This is a genomic window from Collinsella aerofaciens (genome assembly GCF_041537385.1).
Taxonomy (GTDB): Bacteria; Actinomycetota; Coriobacteriia; order Coriobacteriales; family Coriobacteriaceae; genus Collinsella; species Collinsella aerofaciens_BV.
In genome coordinates, this window is sequence record NZ_JBGORS010000002.1 from 146,238 (window position 1) to 162,419 (window position 16,182).

Genomic DNA, 16,182 nt, shown 5'->3' on the forward strand with positions numbered 1-16,182 from the left:
AAGTCAAATGCGGCGTCTGCATCAATATCTATGTTGTATCGCTATGCGAATGGCTCGTCCTGCCGTATGGGAAACGTCACCGTAATGGTGGTTCCCACGCCCAACTCGCTCGACAAATCGAGCGTGGCGTGATGATACAGGGCCGCATGCTTGACAATTGCAAGCCCCAGACCGGTTCCGCCGCGCGCCTTGGACCTACTCTTGTCCACGCGATAGAACCGCTCAAATACCTTGCCCTGTTCTTCAGGCGCGATACCGATTCCCGTGTCGGCGACCGCAAGGAACGGATGGCCTTCGTCGTTGGTGCCGCACTGCAGCGTAACCGTACCGCCGGGTCGATTGTAGCGGATGGCGTTGCTTGCCAGATTATAGATGAGCTCGTCAATCAAGCGCGACACGCCCTCGATGACCACAGGCTTGGTCTCATGACTTATCGTCACATTCGCCTGACGGGCGACCTGTTCAAGACGCTGCTCAACCGCATAGACGGCGCGCGAGAGCTCAATAGGCTCCGTGGACCCAATGGGCACCGTCTCGCCCTCAGTTGCACGCTCGGCCTCGTCCAAGTTAGACAGCGTAAGGATGTCGTTGACGAGCGCTGCCAAGCGGCCCGCCTCACGATAGATGCGACCGCCAAAGTTGCGCAGGTCGTCCTCGCCCTCGACCATGCCGTTTGCGATGAGCTCGGCATAGCCCGAAATCGCCGTAAGCGGCGTCTTGAGCTCATGAGTGATATTCGCCGTGAACTCGCGGCGCATACGGTCGTTGTCCGCTAGCACCGCCATTTGGCGCTTGAGCTCCTGGCGCTGCGACTCGATACGCTCAAGCATGGGGACCATCTCGGCATAGGCGTGCTCATAGCTACGGCGTGGGTGGTCCAAATCCACCTCTTGCAAAGGCGCGATGATGGCACGGGACTCGCGGCGCGCCATAAAAAACGAGAGTACCGCACCCGCTGCCGCGATAAGCAGCATCGGCGCCACCATCGACAGCAAAATCGCCGCAACGCCAGGCTGGGCCTGTGCCAAGCGGACAACCTGGCCGTTATCAAGGGCGACGGCGCGATACAGCATAATCTCGTCGAGCGTAGAGCTTGCGCGCTCCGCGGAACCCGAACCATTCTCAAAGGCCTCGATGACCTCGGGGCGATCGCCGTGGTTGGGCAATGTGGAAGGCGACGCCTCGTTGTCGTAGGCAACCGATCCATCCTTGTTAATCAGCGTGATGCGCAAGTCCTCGCGATCGAGGCTACGCAAGAACGGGATGGGCTCCTGCTGCTCGTCGAGGGCGGCAGCAATGAGCTCGGTTTCCTGCGCCAGATTGGCACTCGTGGCATCCGCCAAGGTGTTTTGCACAAAGAACGCACCCAGCACCGTAAACGCCACGATAACCGCCATGGCGCAGACAAAGATCGTCACAAAAACGCGGTGCGACAGCGTATGTTTTCCATGGGGGGCGAAGACCACGGGTTACTCCTCCGATGCGGTGGCCGCGGTGTCGTCACCTTCGGCACCATCACCGGCAGAAGGCTCGGCCAAGCGGTAGCCCACGCCGCGCACGGTCTCGATGGCGCTGGCATGCTCGCCCAGTTTTTGGCGAAGCGTCTGCACGTGCACGTCAACGGTGCGCGAACCGCCGTCGAAGTCCCAGCCCCACACGCTCTGCAGCAACGACTCGCGGGTAAAGACCACGCCGGGCTTACGCATGAGGTACTCGAGCAGGTCGAACTCGCGCAGGGTGAGCTTAAGCGGCTCGCCGGCAACGGTCACCTCGCGATGGCTGGGCGAGAGCACGATGTCGCCCACGCTGAGCACATCGCTCGCCTGCTTGACCATGCCGCCGCGACGCAGCAGTGCGCGGCAGCGGCTGGCGAGCTCCATGAGCGAGAAGGGTTTAGTCAGGTAATCGTCGGCACCGCCATCGAGCGCCATCACCTTGTCGAGCTCGGTGTCCTTGGCGGTAAGCATCATGATGGGCACCGTCGCCGTCAGGCGGTCGGCGCGCAGGCGGCGCATAATCGCCAAACCATCGGTATCGGGCAGCATGATGTCGAGCAGGACAGCATCGGGTACCCGTCGCGCCACGGCGGCCTTAAACTCGCCATCGCACGAAAAGCCCTCGGCCTCGATTCCCTGCTTGCGCAGCGCGTAGACCGTCAGATCCCTGATGTTGTCATCGTCCTCGACGTAATAGATCATGTTGAACCCCTTTGCGGCCGGCATGACCGCATCTTAACCCTAAAGGTACCTTTACTAGATGGTATCAGCCAAAACGTCCCGTCAAATAATCCGCCGTGCGCGGATCGGTCGGATTCTTGAAGAGTTGCGCGGTGGGCGCGTGCTCCACCAGCTCACCCAGCAAAAAGAATGCGACCGAATCGGAGATACGCGCCGCCTGCTGCATATTGTGCGTAACGACCACGAGCGTGCAGGTCTCTTTGAGCTCGCAGGCCAGCTGCTCCACCACCAGCGTCGACACAGGATCGAGTGCCGAGGTCGGCTCGTCCATCAGCAGAATGTCGGGCTGCACGGCAAGTGCGCGGGCGATGCACAGGCGCTGCTGCTGGCCGCCCGAAAGACCCAGACCCGACTCTTTGAGCTTGTCCTTGGCCTCGTCCCACAGGGCGGCGCGTCGCAGGGAGTCTTCGACCAGCTCGTCGAGCACGACGCGATCGCGCACACCCATACCGCGCGGCCCATAGGCGACGTTGTCGTAGATGCTCATGGGAAACGGGTTGGGGCGCTGGAACACCATGCCCACGCGCTGGCGAAGGCGGCAGATGTCGTAGTCGCCCAGGATATCTTGACCATCGAGCGCAATCTTGCCCTCGATTCGGCAGTCCTTGATGCCGTCGTTCATGCGGTTAAAGCAGCGCAGCAACGTGGACTTTCCGCAGCCCGAAGGCCCGATGAACGAGGTAATCTGCTTGTCGCGGATCTTGATATTCACGTCCTTGAGCGCATGGTGGTCGCCATAGAACAGGTCGAGGCCCTCAACATCGATTCGCGTCGGCGAGGCGGCAAGATCCTCTGCCGTGGGGCGAGTCGCATCCCCAACCTCGCGCTCGTGCGCGGCCTCGGCCTGCGCTTTCATGAGTTCTTCAAGCTCCGTGGGCTCCACAGCCGCAGCAGCCGTCATACCGCATACCTCCACATCGATATCAATTCAGCAGTATCGATAGTAGGAATCGCGGCTCATATGCACGTGAGCGCATTGTCAAGTGTTTGTAAGGGCACGCTGGCTATGCGGCGGGCAGCTCGATGGTGAATATCGTGTGTTCGGGCGTCGATTCACATGCAACGGTACCGCCGTGCGCGCATACGATCTCCTTGGCGATGGCAAGCCCCAGTCCAGCGCCGCCGCGATTGGTCGCACGCGCCGCATCCAGGCGATAGAACTTCTCAAAGATCACCTTGAGCTTAGCCGCAGGGATGGGATCGCCCTGATTGATAAAGCGCACGCGCACGCCACCGCCGTCCCGGCGTCTGGCCTCGATCGTGATGGTCGAGCCCTCATAGCTATAGGCAATAGCGTTTTTCATGATGTTGTTGAACACGCGGGCCATTTTGTCGCCATCCACGAGCACCGTCAGGTCCTCGCGAATATCAACTTGGACTTCCTTATGCTGCTCGTTGAGGATGGGATAGAACTCGTCAGTCACCTGAGCCAGCAGCAACCCCAGATCAACATAGCCGCGCGTGAGCACGATATCGTGGAAGTCAAAGCGCGTGATATCGAAGAACTCTTCGATGAGCGTATCGAGCCGGTGCGCCTTGTCGAGCGCCACGCCCGTAAAGTGCGCACGTTGCTCAACCGGCAGCTCGGGAGCCTCTTGCAGCAGCGAAAGATAGCCCACCACACTGGCAAGCGGGGTGCGTAGGTCATGTGCCAAGTACGTGACCAAATCGTCCTTGCGATGCGACTCGTCACGCAGAGCTTGCTGCACCTTGCGCTCACGGTCACGCACGCGGTTAAGGGCGCCCTCGACCTCCAAGAAGTCGCCGTCGATGTTATCCCAGGTGTCGGGGTGATCGATCAGGCGATCTTGAATACGAGCGGCCAGCACACAATCGGCATGCTGCTCGCCCTGCTCGTAGCCCTGGTAGTACAGGGCGCGGCCACACAAGAACAGCACGCACGCGGCAAGTGCCAGCACAAAGCCAAGCATGTTGAATACAAAGCCGGCATCGAACAGCACCGGCCCTTCGATGCCGCCGAGCGCCATGGCGCCAATCGCCAACGTCATGGCCCACGCGGCGCCGCCAATCACCACGCAGCGGCACACGATCTCAAATCGATCGATCAGCAAAAAGCCGACAAGCAGCACCGCCAAGATTCCGACGATGTTGTCGATGCCAATCAGCAGCAGGCTCAGCAAAAAGAGCAGCACCGTTGCAAGCGCGCGGTTGTCGACGACCGACCTCACGTATTCAAAGAGTCGATCGGGCACCTCGAATGCCTGCCTATCGTCTTTTGTCATATCCACTTCCCCACCATCAAAGGCGTTATTCGATTATGTAGCCGACGCCCCAGACGTTTTTGATAAAGCGCGGCTTTTGAGCGTCGTCACCGATCTTTTCGCGCAGGTGGCGAATGTGCACCATCACCGTATTGTTGGAGCCGGGCATAAAATCCTCGTTCCACACCGCGCGGAACAGATCCTCCACGGCCACCACACTGCCGCGATGCTCGACCAGATACAGCAAAATGGAATACTCGATGGGCGTGAGGCGAACCGGCGCACCGTCCACCGTTACGGAACGGGCATCGCGGTTGATCTCCAGGCCGTCGAACTGGATGGTCGGCGACTCGGCCGCCTGTGCACGGCTACCGTAGCTGGTGTAGCGGCGAAGCTGAGCATGCACGCGCGCGATGAGCTCAAGCGGACGGAACGGCTTAACCACGTAATCGTCCGCGCCAAGCGAAAGGCCCTCGATCTTGTCTTGCTGGGCATCGCGCGCCGTCAGCATGATCACGGGATAGGTATGGCTGGAACGGATCGTACGCAGCAACTCAAGCCCATCGATATCGGGCAGCATGACATCCAGCAGCGCCAGATCGAACTCCTGCTCCAAGATTGCCTTGGCAGCATCGGCCCCGCTATAGGCGACCTGTACGTCAAAGCCTTCTTTTGTAAGGTAGATACCAACCAAGTCGGCGATGGCCTTTTCGTCATCAACTACCAAAATGCGCTCGTTCATGCGTGCTCCTCTCGCGCTCCATTATGCCCGAGGGGGCGCATGCCACACACAACAAGCGTGGGTGATTAAGTCGGCCTTAAGCACCCTTGTGCCCGTTCGGGCGCGGATGTGGGCCACGCACGCACGCGATGATCGCCGACACCGGTAAACGATATACTCTAGTTCCAGAAGAGACCATCCCGTCGAAAGCGAAATCTGTGAAGTCCCTCACCTCTTTTGCAAAGCGCTCAGCCCAGCTTGCCGCCGGCTTTGTCTGCGCTATCGCCCTTGCCGCTGGCGTGCCCACCGTCGCCGGCGCCCAAGTACTCACGACCGACAATGTTTGCGGCAAAACCGCCGATGCGCGCGGCATCACGGCAGAAAACCTGCCCGATATCGATGCGACCAATGCGCTCGTCATGGGCAAAGACGGCACCGTCTACTATGGGCGCGGCGCCGATGAGCAGGTCAAAATCGCCTCGATCACCAAGGTCATGACCGCAATCCTAACCGTCGAGAATTGCAAGATGGACGAGAAGGTCACGGTGAGCAACGCCGCAGCCACCGTGGGTAATTCGACCGCCGGCTTGCTCGAAGGCGACGAGCTTACCGTGGAGCAGGCACTGCGCGGCCTGATGATTCCCTCGGGCAACGACGCCGCCGTCGTGCTCGCCGAATATGTGGGCAAGAAGATCGAGCCTAAGACCAAAGACGCCGAGGCAACCTTTGTGAAGGCCATGAACGAGCGCGCTAAGAAGCTCGGCTGCACCGGTACGCTTTTTGAAAACCCGCATGGTCTGGACTTTGATGAGTGGGCTGGTGATATGCACTCAACCGCACACGATGTAGCGCTGATGATGCAGGAGGCCATGAAAAACGATACGATCCGCGAGGTCGTAGCGAGCGAGGATTCCTGGATCGAGGTCACGGGCGCCGACGGCACCGACCATTCGCATTCCATGGACACGCATAACGTTTTGCTCGGTCAGGACGGAAACATTGGCGGCAAGACCGGCACCACCGACGACGCGGGCTACTGCTTCACGAGCGCCTACAACCGCGACGGCGACGAGATCTACACCGTCGTTTTGAACTCCACCACCACCGACCAGCGCTTTACCGATACCGCCACCCTTGCCAACTGGTACTACGGCCACAAGGTGACGGTCGCAATCGCCAACACACAGGAAAAGACCGCCAACGGCAACCCGCTTATGGCGCGCATTGGCCAAACCGACTGGACGGATAAGACGATCGACGCCACACTCGCCGATCCCACGGCGCAAGCGACCGTGTTTTCCCTTGCCGGCGAGGTGACCGAAAAGGTTAGCTACGACGATCTTTCGGGCACGGTGCATGTGGGCGACAAGGTGGGTAGCGTCACACTCAAGCAGGACGGCACCAAGATCGCCGTCATGGACCTGGTTGCCGACGAGGAAGGCACAGGGCCGAATCCCATTGAATGGCTGCTCGTGAAGCTCGATCGCTTGGGCCGTCGCATCGACAACCGCCCACTCACGGCAGAAAGCGAGACCGTCGCCAAGGCGCCCGAGGTGTAGGGCCGGAGCGATTTCACATCGAACCAAATGAGGCGTCCAACGGGGCGCCTCATTTTTGAGGGTTCGAATCCCCAGTGCCCTTTCTCGATAATAAAAAAGGGCCCCCAATGGGACCCTTCTTTAAAGTTAAACTGGCGGAGAGCTGGGGATGTCCGGGCATGCTGCGCATGCCCTCCGGCTTCAAAGCCTGGCGGCTTTTCGCCCACGGGCTACAAACGCTTTCGCGTTTGCTTAACGCCCGTGCCCTCTCGGGTTCGAATCCCCAGCCGCCATTCTTGATAATAAAAAGGGCCCCAAATGGGACCCTTCTTTCAAGTCATACTGGCGGAGAGCTGGGGATTCGAACCCCAGATGCCCTTTTGGGGCATACTCGCTTAGCAGGCGAGCACCTTCGGCCTCTCGGTCAGCTCTCCGTAACAGCCGTTCTATAGTAACCAAACAGTCGAAGTTGGGCAAGAGGGAATTTTCTAATTGTCCAGTGGCCTTTCCTCCTTGCAGTTTTCGCTACTACCCCAGCGAGCGATTGAGGGAGCCGAGCTCGTCGTTGCCCATGGTGCGCCACATTTGGAAGATGCAACCGCGTGCCAGGAAAAAGAACCCGTTGTCGACCAGTTGCACAGCGGCATCTGCCAGCTGATTCGTCACGGCGGACACTGGCGGCAGCTCGAGTCCAGCCTTGTGGATGGTCTCGACCGCCTCCTCGAACGTCGGAGGCTCGCTGACGCCCATCTCGTTCATAAGGCCCTGCATTTCTTCCAGCGCGCTGCTGCCCGACTCCTCGCCGCGCGGCACCAGACGGTAACAAGCCAGCGCCAGGTCGAGCTGATCGCAATTCCAATAGGCAAACGCCAAGCGATAGAACAGGTAGCCGATTGCAGAACGATCGCTGGCAATACGTAGGCCGTGGCGCGCCACCTCGATAATCTCGTCAAAGCGCTCCAGACGCGCAAGCACGTTGATGAGCGCAAAGTGCGACTGCATGGACGAGCGCGCCAGATCGTAAAGATGGCGCACCTCGGGCAGTGCTCGTTCAAAGTCCTCTTGCTCGGCGTAAAAGCTGCAGATCTCGTGCTGGGCAAAGTACAGCGCATCGGGCGCACGAAGGATTCGCACAGAGCGGTCTTCTTCCAACACCGGTAGCACCATGCGCACCAGCTGGTTATCGCAAAACTGCGTTTGAACCGGACCTGTCGCCAAAAGCTCGGCGACGGCGCACTTAGCCTCCAACTCCTCAACAAGACGGGAAAAGCCTTCAAAAGCACCTGTACGGTCGACTTTTGCCTGCTCGCGCAATTCAACAACACGGGCCACGTATGGGTCGTCGTCCTCTTCCATGACCTCCAGCTCGTCAGCCGTATCGGCAAGCAGCAGATCGCGCAGCGCCGGCGGCAGCATGCGATGGTCATCACGCGGACGAGCATGAACCTCCGCAGGTTCAATCGTCTCCGGAGCGGTTGACTCATATGCCTCAAGCACACGCTTGCACGGCATATCGTCCATGTCCATGCTCTCAAGATCCTTGGCGACAGGCACGCAATCGGCCAGATAGGCCGCGCGCCCAAAGAAATACGTTGCGACAACGCGCTCGCCCTGCTCACTGTCGGGAGCAGCAATCTGCACATAGCAGCGCGTGATGCAGGTGCCCGCGGCAAAACACGCTGCCGCAAGCGTGAGTGCCACGCGCGCATCGTGCTCCGCGGCCCAGATCGCGCGCGTGTCCTCGTCCAACTCGCGCCAGGCGTCATCTTGAGCGTCGTATTCACGTTGTGGCATAGCATCAACGACAGACTGCCCAAACCGAACGAGCATGATCCCCTCGGCAACGTTTGCCCGATAGGTATAGTCGAGCCGCGTGACCACGTTAAGTGCCTCGACAATACGCGCGAAGCGGGTACGCACATCCCACTCACCGCCCGGCTGGCAAGCCACCGTACCCGGTTTGCCCCACGGGTTATCGCTCGAGGCCGTATCGAGCAGTCGGGGAACATCGTTGGTCGTCTTGGCGATATGCCACGCATCAAAGAGCGCGCAGCCCTCAAGGCTCGGCGAGGATGCCGCAGGGACCAATCCAGCCCCGATGCGCTCAAGGATGCCGGAGAGACGGTTAAGGCGGCACTCGATGGCAAGCAGCATGTCAATCTCGTCCTGGTCCAGCAGGCTGCGATCAAAATTGAGATAGAAAAGCTTTGAGCGATCGATGCGAGCCAGGCTCATCTCGGACTTAGCGGCGATGGTGCGCAGGCGAGGCAAGTCAATTTCACTCATAAGGGCGGCGGCATAGCGCTCGATACCGCTCGGATTCTCGGCATGGTCAACGCGGTAGAGCAGCGTCTCGATAGCGTCAGGTAGCGGTGTCGTGTTAAAGCCCAAAAACACCTCGACCGGCTCGGGCAACTTTACGAGCTTGATCTTGTCGACAACGTTTTGCATACCCTCGTCGAGTCCGTCGGCGTCCGCCGTGCTCGCAATGGTATTTTCGGAGTCAGCGAATATCACGTAGCGCAGGAACATCGATGCCATGAACTCACCGTAAGGAAGGGAGCGGGTCGAATTCCATGTCTCGTGATCGGACTGTTCGCGCATGGGACCTTCGGGAGAGCCGACGGTTCGCGCGCACGCGCGCATCGTGCCGTTTGCTCCCCTCACCATAATCTCACCAATACCGGAGTCCGACTCGTCAAGGACCAGTTCCATGTCGGGATCGTTGGGCAGCGGAGCCTCGCTAACGGGGCGGTCCACCTTGTACACCTCACCCGAAACGCTTACATAGCCCAAAAGCGACACATGGCTTTTGCCAACGAATTCGACGACATAACAAGATTCATGCTGATCCTCGCCAAAGAGTTTCCAGACCACGCCATATGAGCGTCCCGCAGGCTGCTCGGGCATCGCCGGAAAGCGCTTCTTGGGATCGAGAAACCTGAGCTTGTATGTCGGACGCTCTGCCACGAAATATCACCCTGATCGGTCGCTTGAGAAGGAGTGGTCGCGAATAAGTCGCGACATCTACTCGGAATCTTACACGAGTCGACAGGAAATCGTCCCTTTGGACGAAAGCACTCAAGCTGGCGCAAAAGAAAAGCCCCCGTTGCCGGGAGCTTTAATCTCAAATGGTGCGGCGTATAGGATTCCGCGCATCCGCTGCGCGGATCCGCACCGGCTTCGCCCGCCTGCCGGCGCGCTCGCCCGCGGGCTAAAAACGCTCCGCGTTTTCTTGACGCCCGCGCCTCGACCGAGGTTCGAATCCATGCGGTGCTTACGTAAAAGAAAAGCCCCCGTTGCCGGGAGCTTTCAATCTCAATTGGTGCGGCGTATAGGATTCCGCGCATCCGCCGCGCGGATCCGCACCGGCTTCGCCCGCCTGCCGGCGCGCTCGCCCGCGGGCTAAAAACGCTCCGCGTTTTCTTTACGCCCGCGCCTCGACCGAGGTTCGAATCCATGCGGTGTTTACGTAAAAGAAAAGCCCCCGTTGCCGGGAGCTTTAATCTCAAATGGTGCGGCGTATAGGATTCGAACCTATGACGTTCTGATTCGTAGTCAGACCCTCTATCCAGCTGAGGTAACGCCGCGACATGTTGATTATTATGCACATCGACTGAATAAAGGTCAAGCATTTTTCGAAAAAAGTTATCGAATTTGATTTTTACTCATTTTTGACCACTTGATGCGATCTTCAACGCATCGCGATATAAGAAAAGCTCCCGTTGCCGGGAGCTTTAAAATCAAATGGTGCGGCGTATAGGATTCCGCGCATCCGCTGCGCGGATCCGCACCGGCTTCGCCCGCCTGCCGGCGTGCTCGCCCGCGGGCTAAAAACGCTCCGCGTTTTCTTGACGCCCGCGCCTCGACCGAGGTTCGAATCTCCGCAATGCTCCCATATAAGAAAAGCCCCCGTCGCCGGGAGCTTTAAAGTCAATTGGTGCGGCGTATAGGATTCGAACCTATGACGTTCTGATTCGTAGTCAGACCCTCTATCCAGCTGAGGTAACGCCGCAACGCACGGATTATTATGCACGTGACCCCTCGATGGGTCAAGCGACAATTTGGAAAAATTTTACGAAGTGATGATTAAGACGCTCGCGCCTCGCCCGAGGTTCGGATCCATGCGGTGTTGCCATAAAAGAAAAGCCCCCGTTGCCGGAGGCTTTCAATTTCAATTGGTGCGGCGTATAGGATTCCGCGCATCCGCTGCGCGGATCCGCACCGGCTTCGCCCGCCTGCCGGCGTGCTCGCCCGCGGGCTAAAAACGCTCCGCGTTTTCTTTACGCCCGCGCCTCGACCGAGGTTCGAATCCATGCGGTGTTGCCATAAAAGAAAAGCCCCCGTTGCCGGAGGCTTTCAATCTCAATTGGTGCGGCGTATAGGATTCGAACCTATGACGTTCTGATTCGTAGTCAGACCCTCTATCCAGCTGAGGTAACGCCGCAGCGCAAGACATATAAAACCACTTTAGCTTATTGGAGTCAAGCACAATTTCAAACTTTTTTGTGGAACGCAGTCTTGTCATGCTGCTCCGCATATACCGCCGTTCCCCGTACGATCGATTGGCTTTTCGATCACGTCAAACTTAGCATCAAGTTCCCTCAGGAGCGATCTCACCCGCTGGGCACAATCATAATCGGCAAACGAGATGCTCAACATGCGAGCAACCTGGTTAGATGTCCGGACCCCATAGAAGTGCTCCAGGGCCACCAGCCCCTCGTGCGCCACAAACGTCTCAACCACATGCGGCGACTCCTCGTAGCACCATTGGGTCAACGGACCCTCGCTCGTCTGTCGAACCACCAGGCCACCCATGCCAGACGGCTCACACGTTACAAGCAGGTACTCCCCGCCCTCGTCGCTCTCAAACAAAACCACCCGATCATCAAACAGCTCCATCGCATCCCCTTTCTCTCGCTCTTATCTAGTAAAAGCATAGCAGGTAGATGACTGTATACAGAACATTTGTTCGTGTGTTTTCTATTGAGCTGTCCGCACGGCATGGTATGGACCTGCGCACAAAATAGGGCGCCCCCGAAGGAGCGCCCTTGCATATCGCCTATGCAGCCAAGTTACGCGACCGGCTCGATCTTCTCGAGGCCGCCCATGTAGGGACGCAGGACCTCGGGGATCGTGATGGTGCCGTCGGCGTTCTGGTAGTTCTCCAGAATGGCAGCCATGGTACGACCGGCCGGCAGGCCGGAACCGTTAAGGGTGTGCAGGTAGCGCGAACCCTTGAAGTTCTCGGGGTCGCGATACTTGATGTTGGCGCGGCGAGCCTGGAAGTCACCGCAGTTGGAGCAGGAGCTGATCTCCTTGTAGGCGTTGTAGCTCGGCAGCCAGACCTCGACGTCGTAGGTCTGACGGGCAGAGAAGCCCAGGTCGCCGGTGCACAGGCTAATCACGCGATACGGAAGACCCAGCTGCTGCAGCAGGTACTCGGCCTCGGCGGTCATGCTCTCGAGCTCCTCGTCGGACTCCTCCGGCTTAGCGAACTTGACCATCTCGACCTTGTCGAACTCGTGCTGACGGATGATGCCGCGGGTGTCGCGACCGGCGGAACCGGCCTCCTCGCGGAAGCAGGGAGTGAAGGCGGTGTAGCGGCGCGGCAGGGTGTCGGCGTCGAGAACCTCGCCGGCGTGCAGGTTGGTGAGCACGACCTCGGCGGTGGGGATCAGGAAGTTGTCGCCCGAGACGTGATAGGCGTCGTCCTCAAACTTGGGCAGCTGGCCCGTACCGAACATGGTCTGACGCTTGACGACGATAGGCGGCCACCACTCCTTGAAGCCACGGCTCGTGTGCGTGTCCAGGAAGAAGTTGATAAGGGCGCGCTCCAAGCGGGCGCCGGCGCCACCGAGAACGGTGAAGCGGCTGCCGGAGAGCTTGTTGCCGCGCTCGAAGTCGAGGATGTCCAGATCGGTGCCCAGGTCCCAGTGCGGCTTAAAGTCGAAGTCGAACTCGCGCGGGGTGCCCCAACGACGGCGCTCGATGTTCTCGTCCTCGTCCTTGCCGTACGGCGTGGCCTCGCAAGGAATGTTGGGCAGGTGAGCCATAAAGTCGTACTGCTCCTGCTCGAGAGCAGTGCGGCGCTCGGCCAGACCGTCAATTTTCTCGTTGACGGCGCGCACGGCCTCTTTGGCGGCCTCGGCCTCGTCCTTCTTGCCCTCCTTCATCAGGGCGCCGATCTTCTTGGACTCGGCGTTGCGCGTGGCTTGAAGTTCCTCAACCTCAGTGATGACGGCACGACGCTCGTCGTCGAGCTCAAAGAACTTCTCGCGATCCCAAGACGTCTGGCGGTTAGCCATGGCGACATCGATGGCATCGGGGTTCTCGCGAACAAACTTGATATCAAGCATTAGATCCTCCGGCGATATACATTCCATTTAGGTTGCAACCTTGTACATGTATGGGCAAGTATATACTTATGAGCGTTTACGACCCAACTCAACTACGCAAGAAGGCACCCAATGGACGCAGTTTTTTCCTTTTTGTTTGGCACCCGCACCGGTTTTGCCATCCTTTTCGCCGGCGGCATCCTGCTGTTTGCGATTCTTGCCTTTGTAATGGAGAAGCGCACCCATAAGATGTATGTCGACCGCGGCCCCAAGTCCGAGGACGAAGAAGACAGCTTCTGGGACTAACCTGCCAAAAAGGGACAGGTTTATTTTGGTCGGTTTTATCTGGGCAAACGTAAGCGCCCCGCAACTGGAATTGAGCCAGTTGCGGGGCGCTTTTCGCTAAAAGGACAAAACCGCAGGAAAAACCTGCCAACATAAACCTGTCCCTTTTTGGTCGGTTTTACTGGAGGGTTGCGTCGATTGCCTTGACTAGGGCGCTGCGCATGCCGGCGTCCTCGAGCGCAACGACGCCCTTGATGGTGGCACCGCCGGGCGAGCACACGGCATCCTTCATCGCCGCAGGATGCTGGCCAGTTGCAAGCTGCAGCTTTGCCGTACCCAGCACCATCTGGCTCACAATGCGATAGGCATCGGCACGCGGGATACCGTGCTTGACCGCCGCATCGCCCAGGGCCTCGATTGCCATGGCGACAAACGCCGGAGCGCAACCGCCCACGGTGCCGCCCACAAACAGCAGGCTCGTATCGAGCTCGACGACAGCGCCAAGCTTACCGAGCAGGTCGAGCACAGCAGCACGCTGCTCGCCGTTGAGCGTGGAAGCCTTCTCGCAAGCGATGACGCCCTCGCCCACCGAAACCGGTGTATTAGGCACCGTCGAGATATGCGCGACGCCCGGCAGGACCTGCTCCCACTTGGCACTGTCCCAGGTCCAGGCAACCGACAGAACGACCTTTTTGGCAAGAGCATCCTTGAGCGGGGCGAATACCTTCTCAATCATGTACGGCTTGACCGCAGCGACCACGATATCGGATGCGGCGACAACCTCGGCAGCATCGTGGCAAGCGGCCATCCCGCGCGCCTCACAACGCTCAACCAGCGCGTCGTAGCGACCCGCACAGGCGCACATATCGCTCGCAGCTACACCGGCAGCGATCCAGCCATCAGCCATAGCGCTCGCCATATTGCCAAAGCCGACAAATCCAATCTTCATATCACATAGTCCTTTCAGACACATTCTTCAAAACGAAAGGTATTGTCCCACGCCATTGTTTCGTATTGCCAACCTATTTGTGATACGGCTCGCCACGACTGATCTTGCAGGCACGGTAAATCTGCTCTAGCAGCACCACACGCGCCAGGTTATGCGGCAAGGTAATGCGTCCAAAGCTGAGCATCTCGTCGGCGCGGGCGCGCACCTCATCACTCACGCCGTCCGAACCGCCGATTACAAAGGCAATGTCGCTGCTGCCTCGCAGCATAAGATCGTCGAGCCTCGCCGAGAGCTCCTCACTCGAACGCTCCTTGCCCTCGATAGCCAGCAGGATCACATGCGCCCGAGACGGCAATGCAGCAAGAATTGCCGCCCCCTCCTTGTCGCGTGCGGCATCCACGCCGCCCGCCTTAGCCGGGTCGATATCGGCCACCTCGCGGATATCAACCTTGGCATAGGCACCTAGGCGCTTGGTGTACTCAGCGCACGCGTCCTTCCAAAAGCGCTCCTTGAGCTTACCAACACAAACGACGGTGTATTTCACGCGCGCCTACTCCTTCGAATCGTTTTGAACTTTGCCGGCAGCCAGCATCTGCTCGAACATAGAGGCCGACTGCGAGAAGTCGCTCGGCAGCACGACCGTCGAGGTTTTGCCCGTACGTGCGAACTCCGTCATCATCTCGGTCCACTGCGTAAACATGAACAGCTGGTTGGCCTCATCGTTGCCAACGCCCGTCTCCTGGATAATCTCGAGCGAATCCTTGATACCCAGCGCGATGGCCTTGCGCTGGTTGGCGATGCCTTCGCCTGCCTTTTCCATCGCCTCGGCCTCGGCGGTCGCCTCGGTGACGCGCTTGATGCGGTCGGCCTCGGCGAGCTCCTGCGCGGCAGCGCGCTTGCGCTGGGCGGCGTTGATGTCGTTCATGGAGTTCTCGACCTCGGTCGGCAGCGCGATTTTGGTGATGAGCGTCGACACAAGGGTGAAGCCGTAGGCGGCCATCTGCTCGGAAACGGTAGCGTTGACATCCTTGGCGATGTCATCCTTCTTGGCAAAGACCTCATCGAGTGTGTAGACGGGGATGGAGGAGCGCAGGGCATCGGTGATGAAGTCGCGCATCTGGTCGACGGGCTCCTGCAGCATGTAGTAGCTCTTGTAGATGCCCGAATCTGCCGGGCCGGCGCCCATGTCGTAGCTCACGTGGTACTGAGCGGAGACCTCAAGACCGATGGTCACGTTGTCCTGGGTCTTAACGTCAATGCCAAAACCGTTTTTCATGGTGCGCAGACTCACCGTGGCGGCCTTGCGGTCGATCACGGGCACCTTCACGTGGAAGCCCGCGTTGACGATACGATTGAACTTACCCAAGCGCTCGATGATCACAGCGTGCTGCTGCTCAACGACGTAGCAGGCGTTGGGGACCAGCAGCAACAGGATGATGATGGGAATCAAAAGGCTGGTAAGGGCGGCGATGATACCGGAAAACAGCATGGTCTCTCCTCTGATAGGCACACGTTAGCATTAGGATACCCGTCCAAGGAGATCGTGCATAACAAAAAAGCTCCCATTGCTGGGAGCTCTTTCAATCAATGGTGCGGGCGAAAGGACGTCCGCGTATCCGCTTCGCGGATCCGCACCGGCTTCGCCCGCCTGCCGGCGGACTCGCCAGCTCGCTAAAAACGCTCCGCGTTTTCTTGACGCTCGCTCCTTCACAGGTTCAAGTCCCTGCAATGGGCCCATAACAAAAAAGCTCCCATTGCTGGGAGCTCTTTCAATCAATGGTGCGGGCGAAAGGACTTGAACCTTCATGGGGTTGCCCCCATACGGACCTGAACCGTACGCGTCTGCCAATTCCGCCACGCCCGCGTGCAGGAATTAGAATAACGGAGCGCCA

At 59.1% G+C, this 16,182-nt stretch carries 13 protein-coding genes and 5 tRNA genes; 2 read left to right on the plus strand and 16 right to left on the minus strand.

Translation table 11 applies throughout. The features are described 5' to 3' along the window. Positions 1-41: 41 nt before the first annotated feature. The 5 genes from ACEG18_RS04060 to ACEG18_RS04080 all read right to left on the minus strand — a co-directional run bounded on the left by ACEG18_RS04060 (position 42) and on the right by ACEG18_RS04080 (position 5,201). Positions 42-1,466: a sensor histidine kinase gene (locus ACEG18_RS04060; protein WP_372541357.1), complete on the minus strand. Its 1,425-nt coding sequence runs from the start codon at positions 1,464-1,466 to the stop codon at positions 42-44. 3 nt (positions 1,467-1,469) lie between these two features. Next, entirely contained in the window at positions 1,470-2,198 is a 729-nt protein-coding gene (locus tag ACEG18_RS04065; protein ID WP_089572665.1) for a response regulator transcription factor, read from the minus strand. A gap of 64 nt (positions 2,199-2,262) precedes the next feature. Continuing rightward, positions 2,263-3,138 (minus strand): phosphate ABC transporter ATP-binding protein PstB, encoded by an 876-nt coding sequence (pstB, locus tag ACEG18_RS04070; RefSeq protein ID WP_006234803.1) that lies wholly within the window; start codon positions 3,136-3,138, stop codon positions 2,263-2,265. Between the two features lie 103 nt (positions 3,139-3,241). Next, the gene (locus ACEG18_RS04075) at positions 3,242-4,480 is read right to left on the minus strand and encodes a sensor histidine kinase (protein WP_055285943.1); all 1,239 of its coding nucleotides are present in this window, start codon (positions 4,478-4,480) and stop codon (positions 3,242-3,244) included. Between the two features lie 25 nt (positions 4,481-4,505). Beyond that, positions 4,506-5,201, minus strand: coding sequence for a response regulator transcription factor (locus tag ACEG18_RS04080; RefSeq protein ID WP_117716623.1), 696 nt, complete (start codon positions 5,199-5,201; stop codon positions 4,506-4,508). A gap of 197 nt (positions 5,202-5,398) precedes the next feature. Here ACEG18_RS04080 and ACEG18_RS04085 point away from each other — a divergent pair, with 197 nt between their 5' ends. Beyond that, positions 5,399-6,739, plus strand: a complete 1,341-nt coding sequence (locus ACEG18_RS04085; protein WP_372541360.1) for a D-alanyl-D-alanine carboxypeptidase family protein — start codon at positions 5,399-5,401, stop codon at positions 6,737-6,739. Between the two features lie 322 nt (positions 6,740-7,061). Here the strand turns inward: ACEG18_RS04085 and ACEG18_RS04090 are convergent. The 7 genes from ACEG18_RS04090 to serS all read right to left on the minus strand — a co-directional run bounded on the left by ACEG18_RS04090 (position 7,062) and on the right by serS (position 13,077). After that, positions 7,062-7,152 (minus strand) — tRNA-Ser (locus ACEG18_RS04090). Positions 7,153-7,246: 94 nt separating this feature from the next. Then, a complete protein-coding gene (locus ACEG18_RS04095) occupies positions 7,247-9,688 on the minus strand; it encodes a tetratricopeptide repeat protein (RefSeq protein WP_372541362.1) in 2,442 nt (813 codons plus the stop codon). Positions 9,689-10,231: 543 nt separating this feature from the next. Then, positions 10,232-10,308 (minus strand) — tRNA-Arg (locus ACEG18_RS04100). Positions 10,309-10,656: 348 nt separating this feature from the next. Then, a tRNA-Arg gene (locus tag ACEG18_RS04105) sits at positions 10,657-10,733 on the minus strand. Positions 10,734-11,088: 355 nt separating this feature from the next. Next, positions 11,089-11,165: transfer RNA gene (locus tag ACEG18_RS04110), tRNA-Arg, on the minus strand. A gap of 77 nt (positions 11,166-11,242) precedes the next feature. After that, entirely contained in the window at positions 11,243-11,620 is a 378-nt protein-coding gene (locus ACEG18_RS04115) for a hypothetical protein (protein ID WP_117778819.1), read from the minus strand. A 173-nt stretch (positions 11,621-11,793) separates the two neighbouring features. Beyond that, entirely contained in the window at positions 11,794-13,077 is a 1,284-nt protein-coding gene (gene serS / locus ACEG18_RS04120) for a serine--tRNA ligase (RefSeq protein ID WP_040359108.1), read from the minus strand. A 111-nt stretch (positions 13,078-13,188) separates the two neighbouring features. On the opposite strand from serS, the gene ACEG18_RS04125 reads away from it, so the two are divergent. After that, entirely contained in the window at positions 13,189-13,362 is a 174-nt protein-coding gene (locus tag ACEG18_RS04125) for a DUF6724 family protein (protein ID WP_006235069.1), read from the plus strand. A 157-nt stretch (positions 13,363-13,519) separates the two neighbouring features. Here ACEG18_RS04125 and proC read toward each other — a convergent pair whose 3' ends face one another. The 4 genes from proC to ACEG18_RS04145 all read right to left on the minus strand — a co-directional run bounded on the left by proC (position 13,520) and on the right by ACEG18_RS04145 (position 16,154). Then, the gene (gene proC / locus ACEG18_RS04130) at positions 13,520-14,290 is read right to left on the minus strand and encodes a pyrroline-5-carboxylate reductase (RefSeq protein ID WP_372541365.1); all 771 of its coding nucleotides are present in this window, start codon (positions 14,288-14,290) and stop codon (positions 13,520-13,522) included. A 73-nt stretch (positions 14,291-14,363) separates the two neighbouring features. Continuing rightward, positions 14,364-14,834, minus strand: a complete 471-nt coding sequence (gene rlmH, locus ACEG18_RS04135) for a 23S rRNA (pseudouridine(1915)-N(3))-methyltransferase RlmH (protein ID WP_035136824.1) — start codon at positions 14,832-14,834, stop codon at positions 14,364-14,366. Positions 14,835-14,840: 6 nt separating this feature from the next. Next, positions 14,841-15,779 carry an SPFH domain-containing protein gene (locus tag ACEG18_RS04140; RefSeq protein ID WP_372541367.1) on the minus strand — a complete coding sequence of 313 codons (939 nt, stop codon included), beginning with the start codon at positions 15,777-15,779 and terminating at the stop codon, positions 14,841-14,843. A 288-nt stretch (positions 15,780-16,067) separates the two neighbouring features. Then, a tRNA-Leu gene (locus ACEG18_RS04145) sits at positions 16,068-16,154 on the minus strand. Between the last annotated feature and the right edge of the window lie 28 nt (positions 16,155-16,182).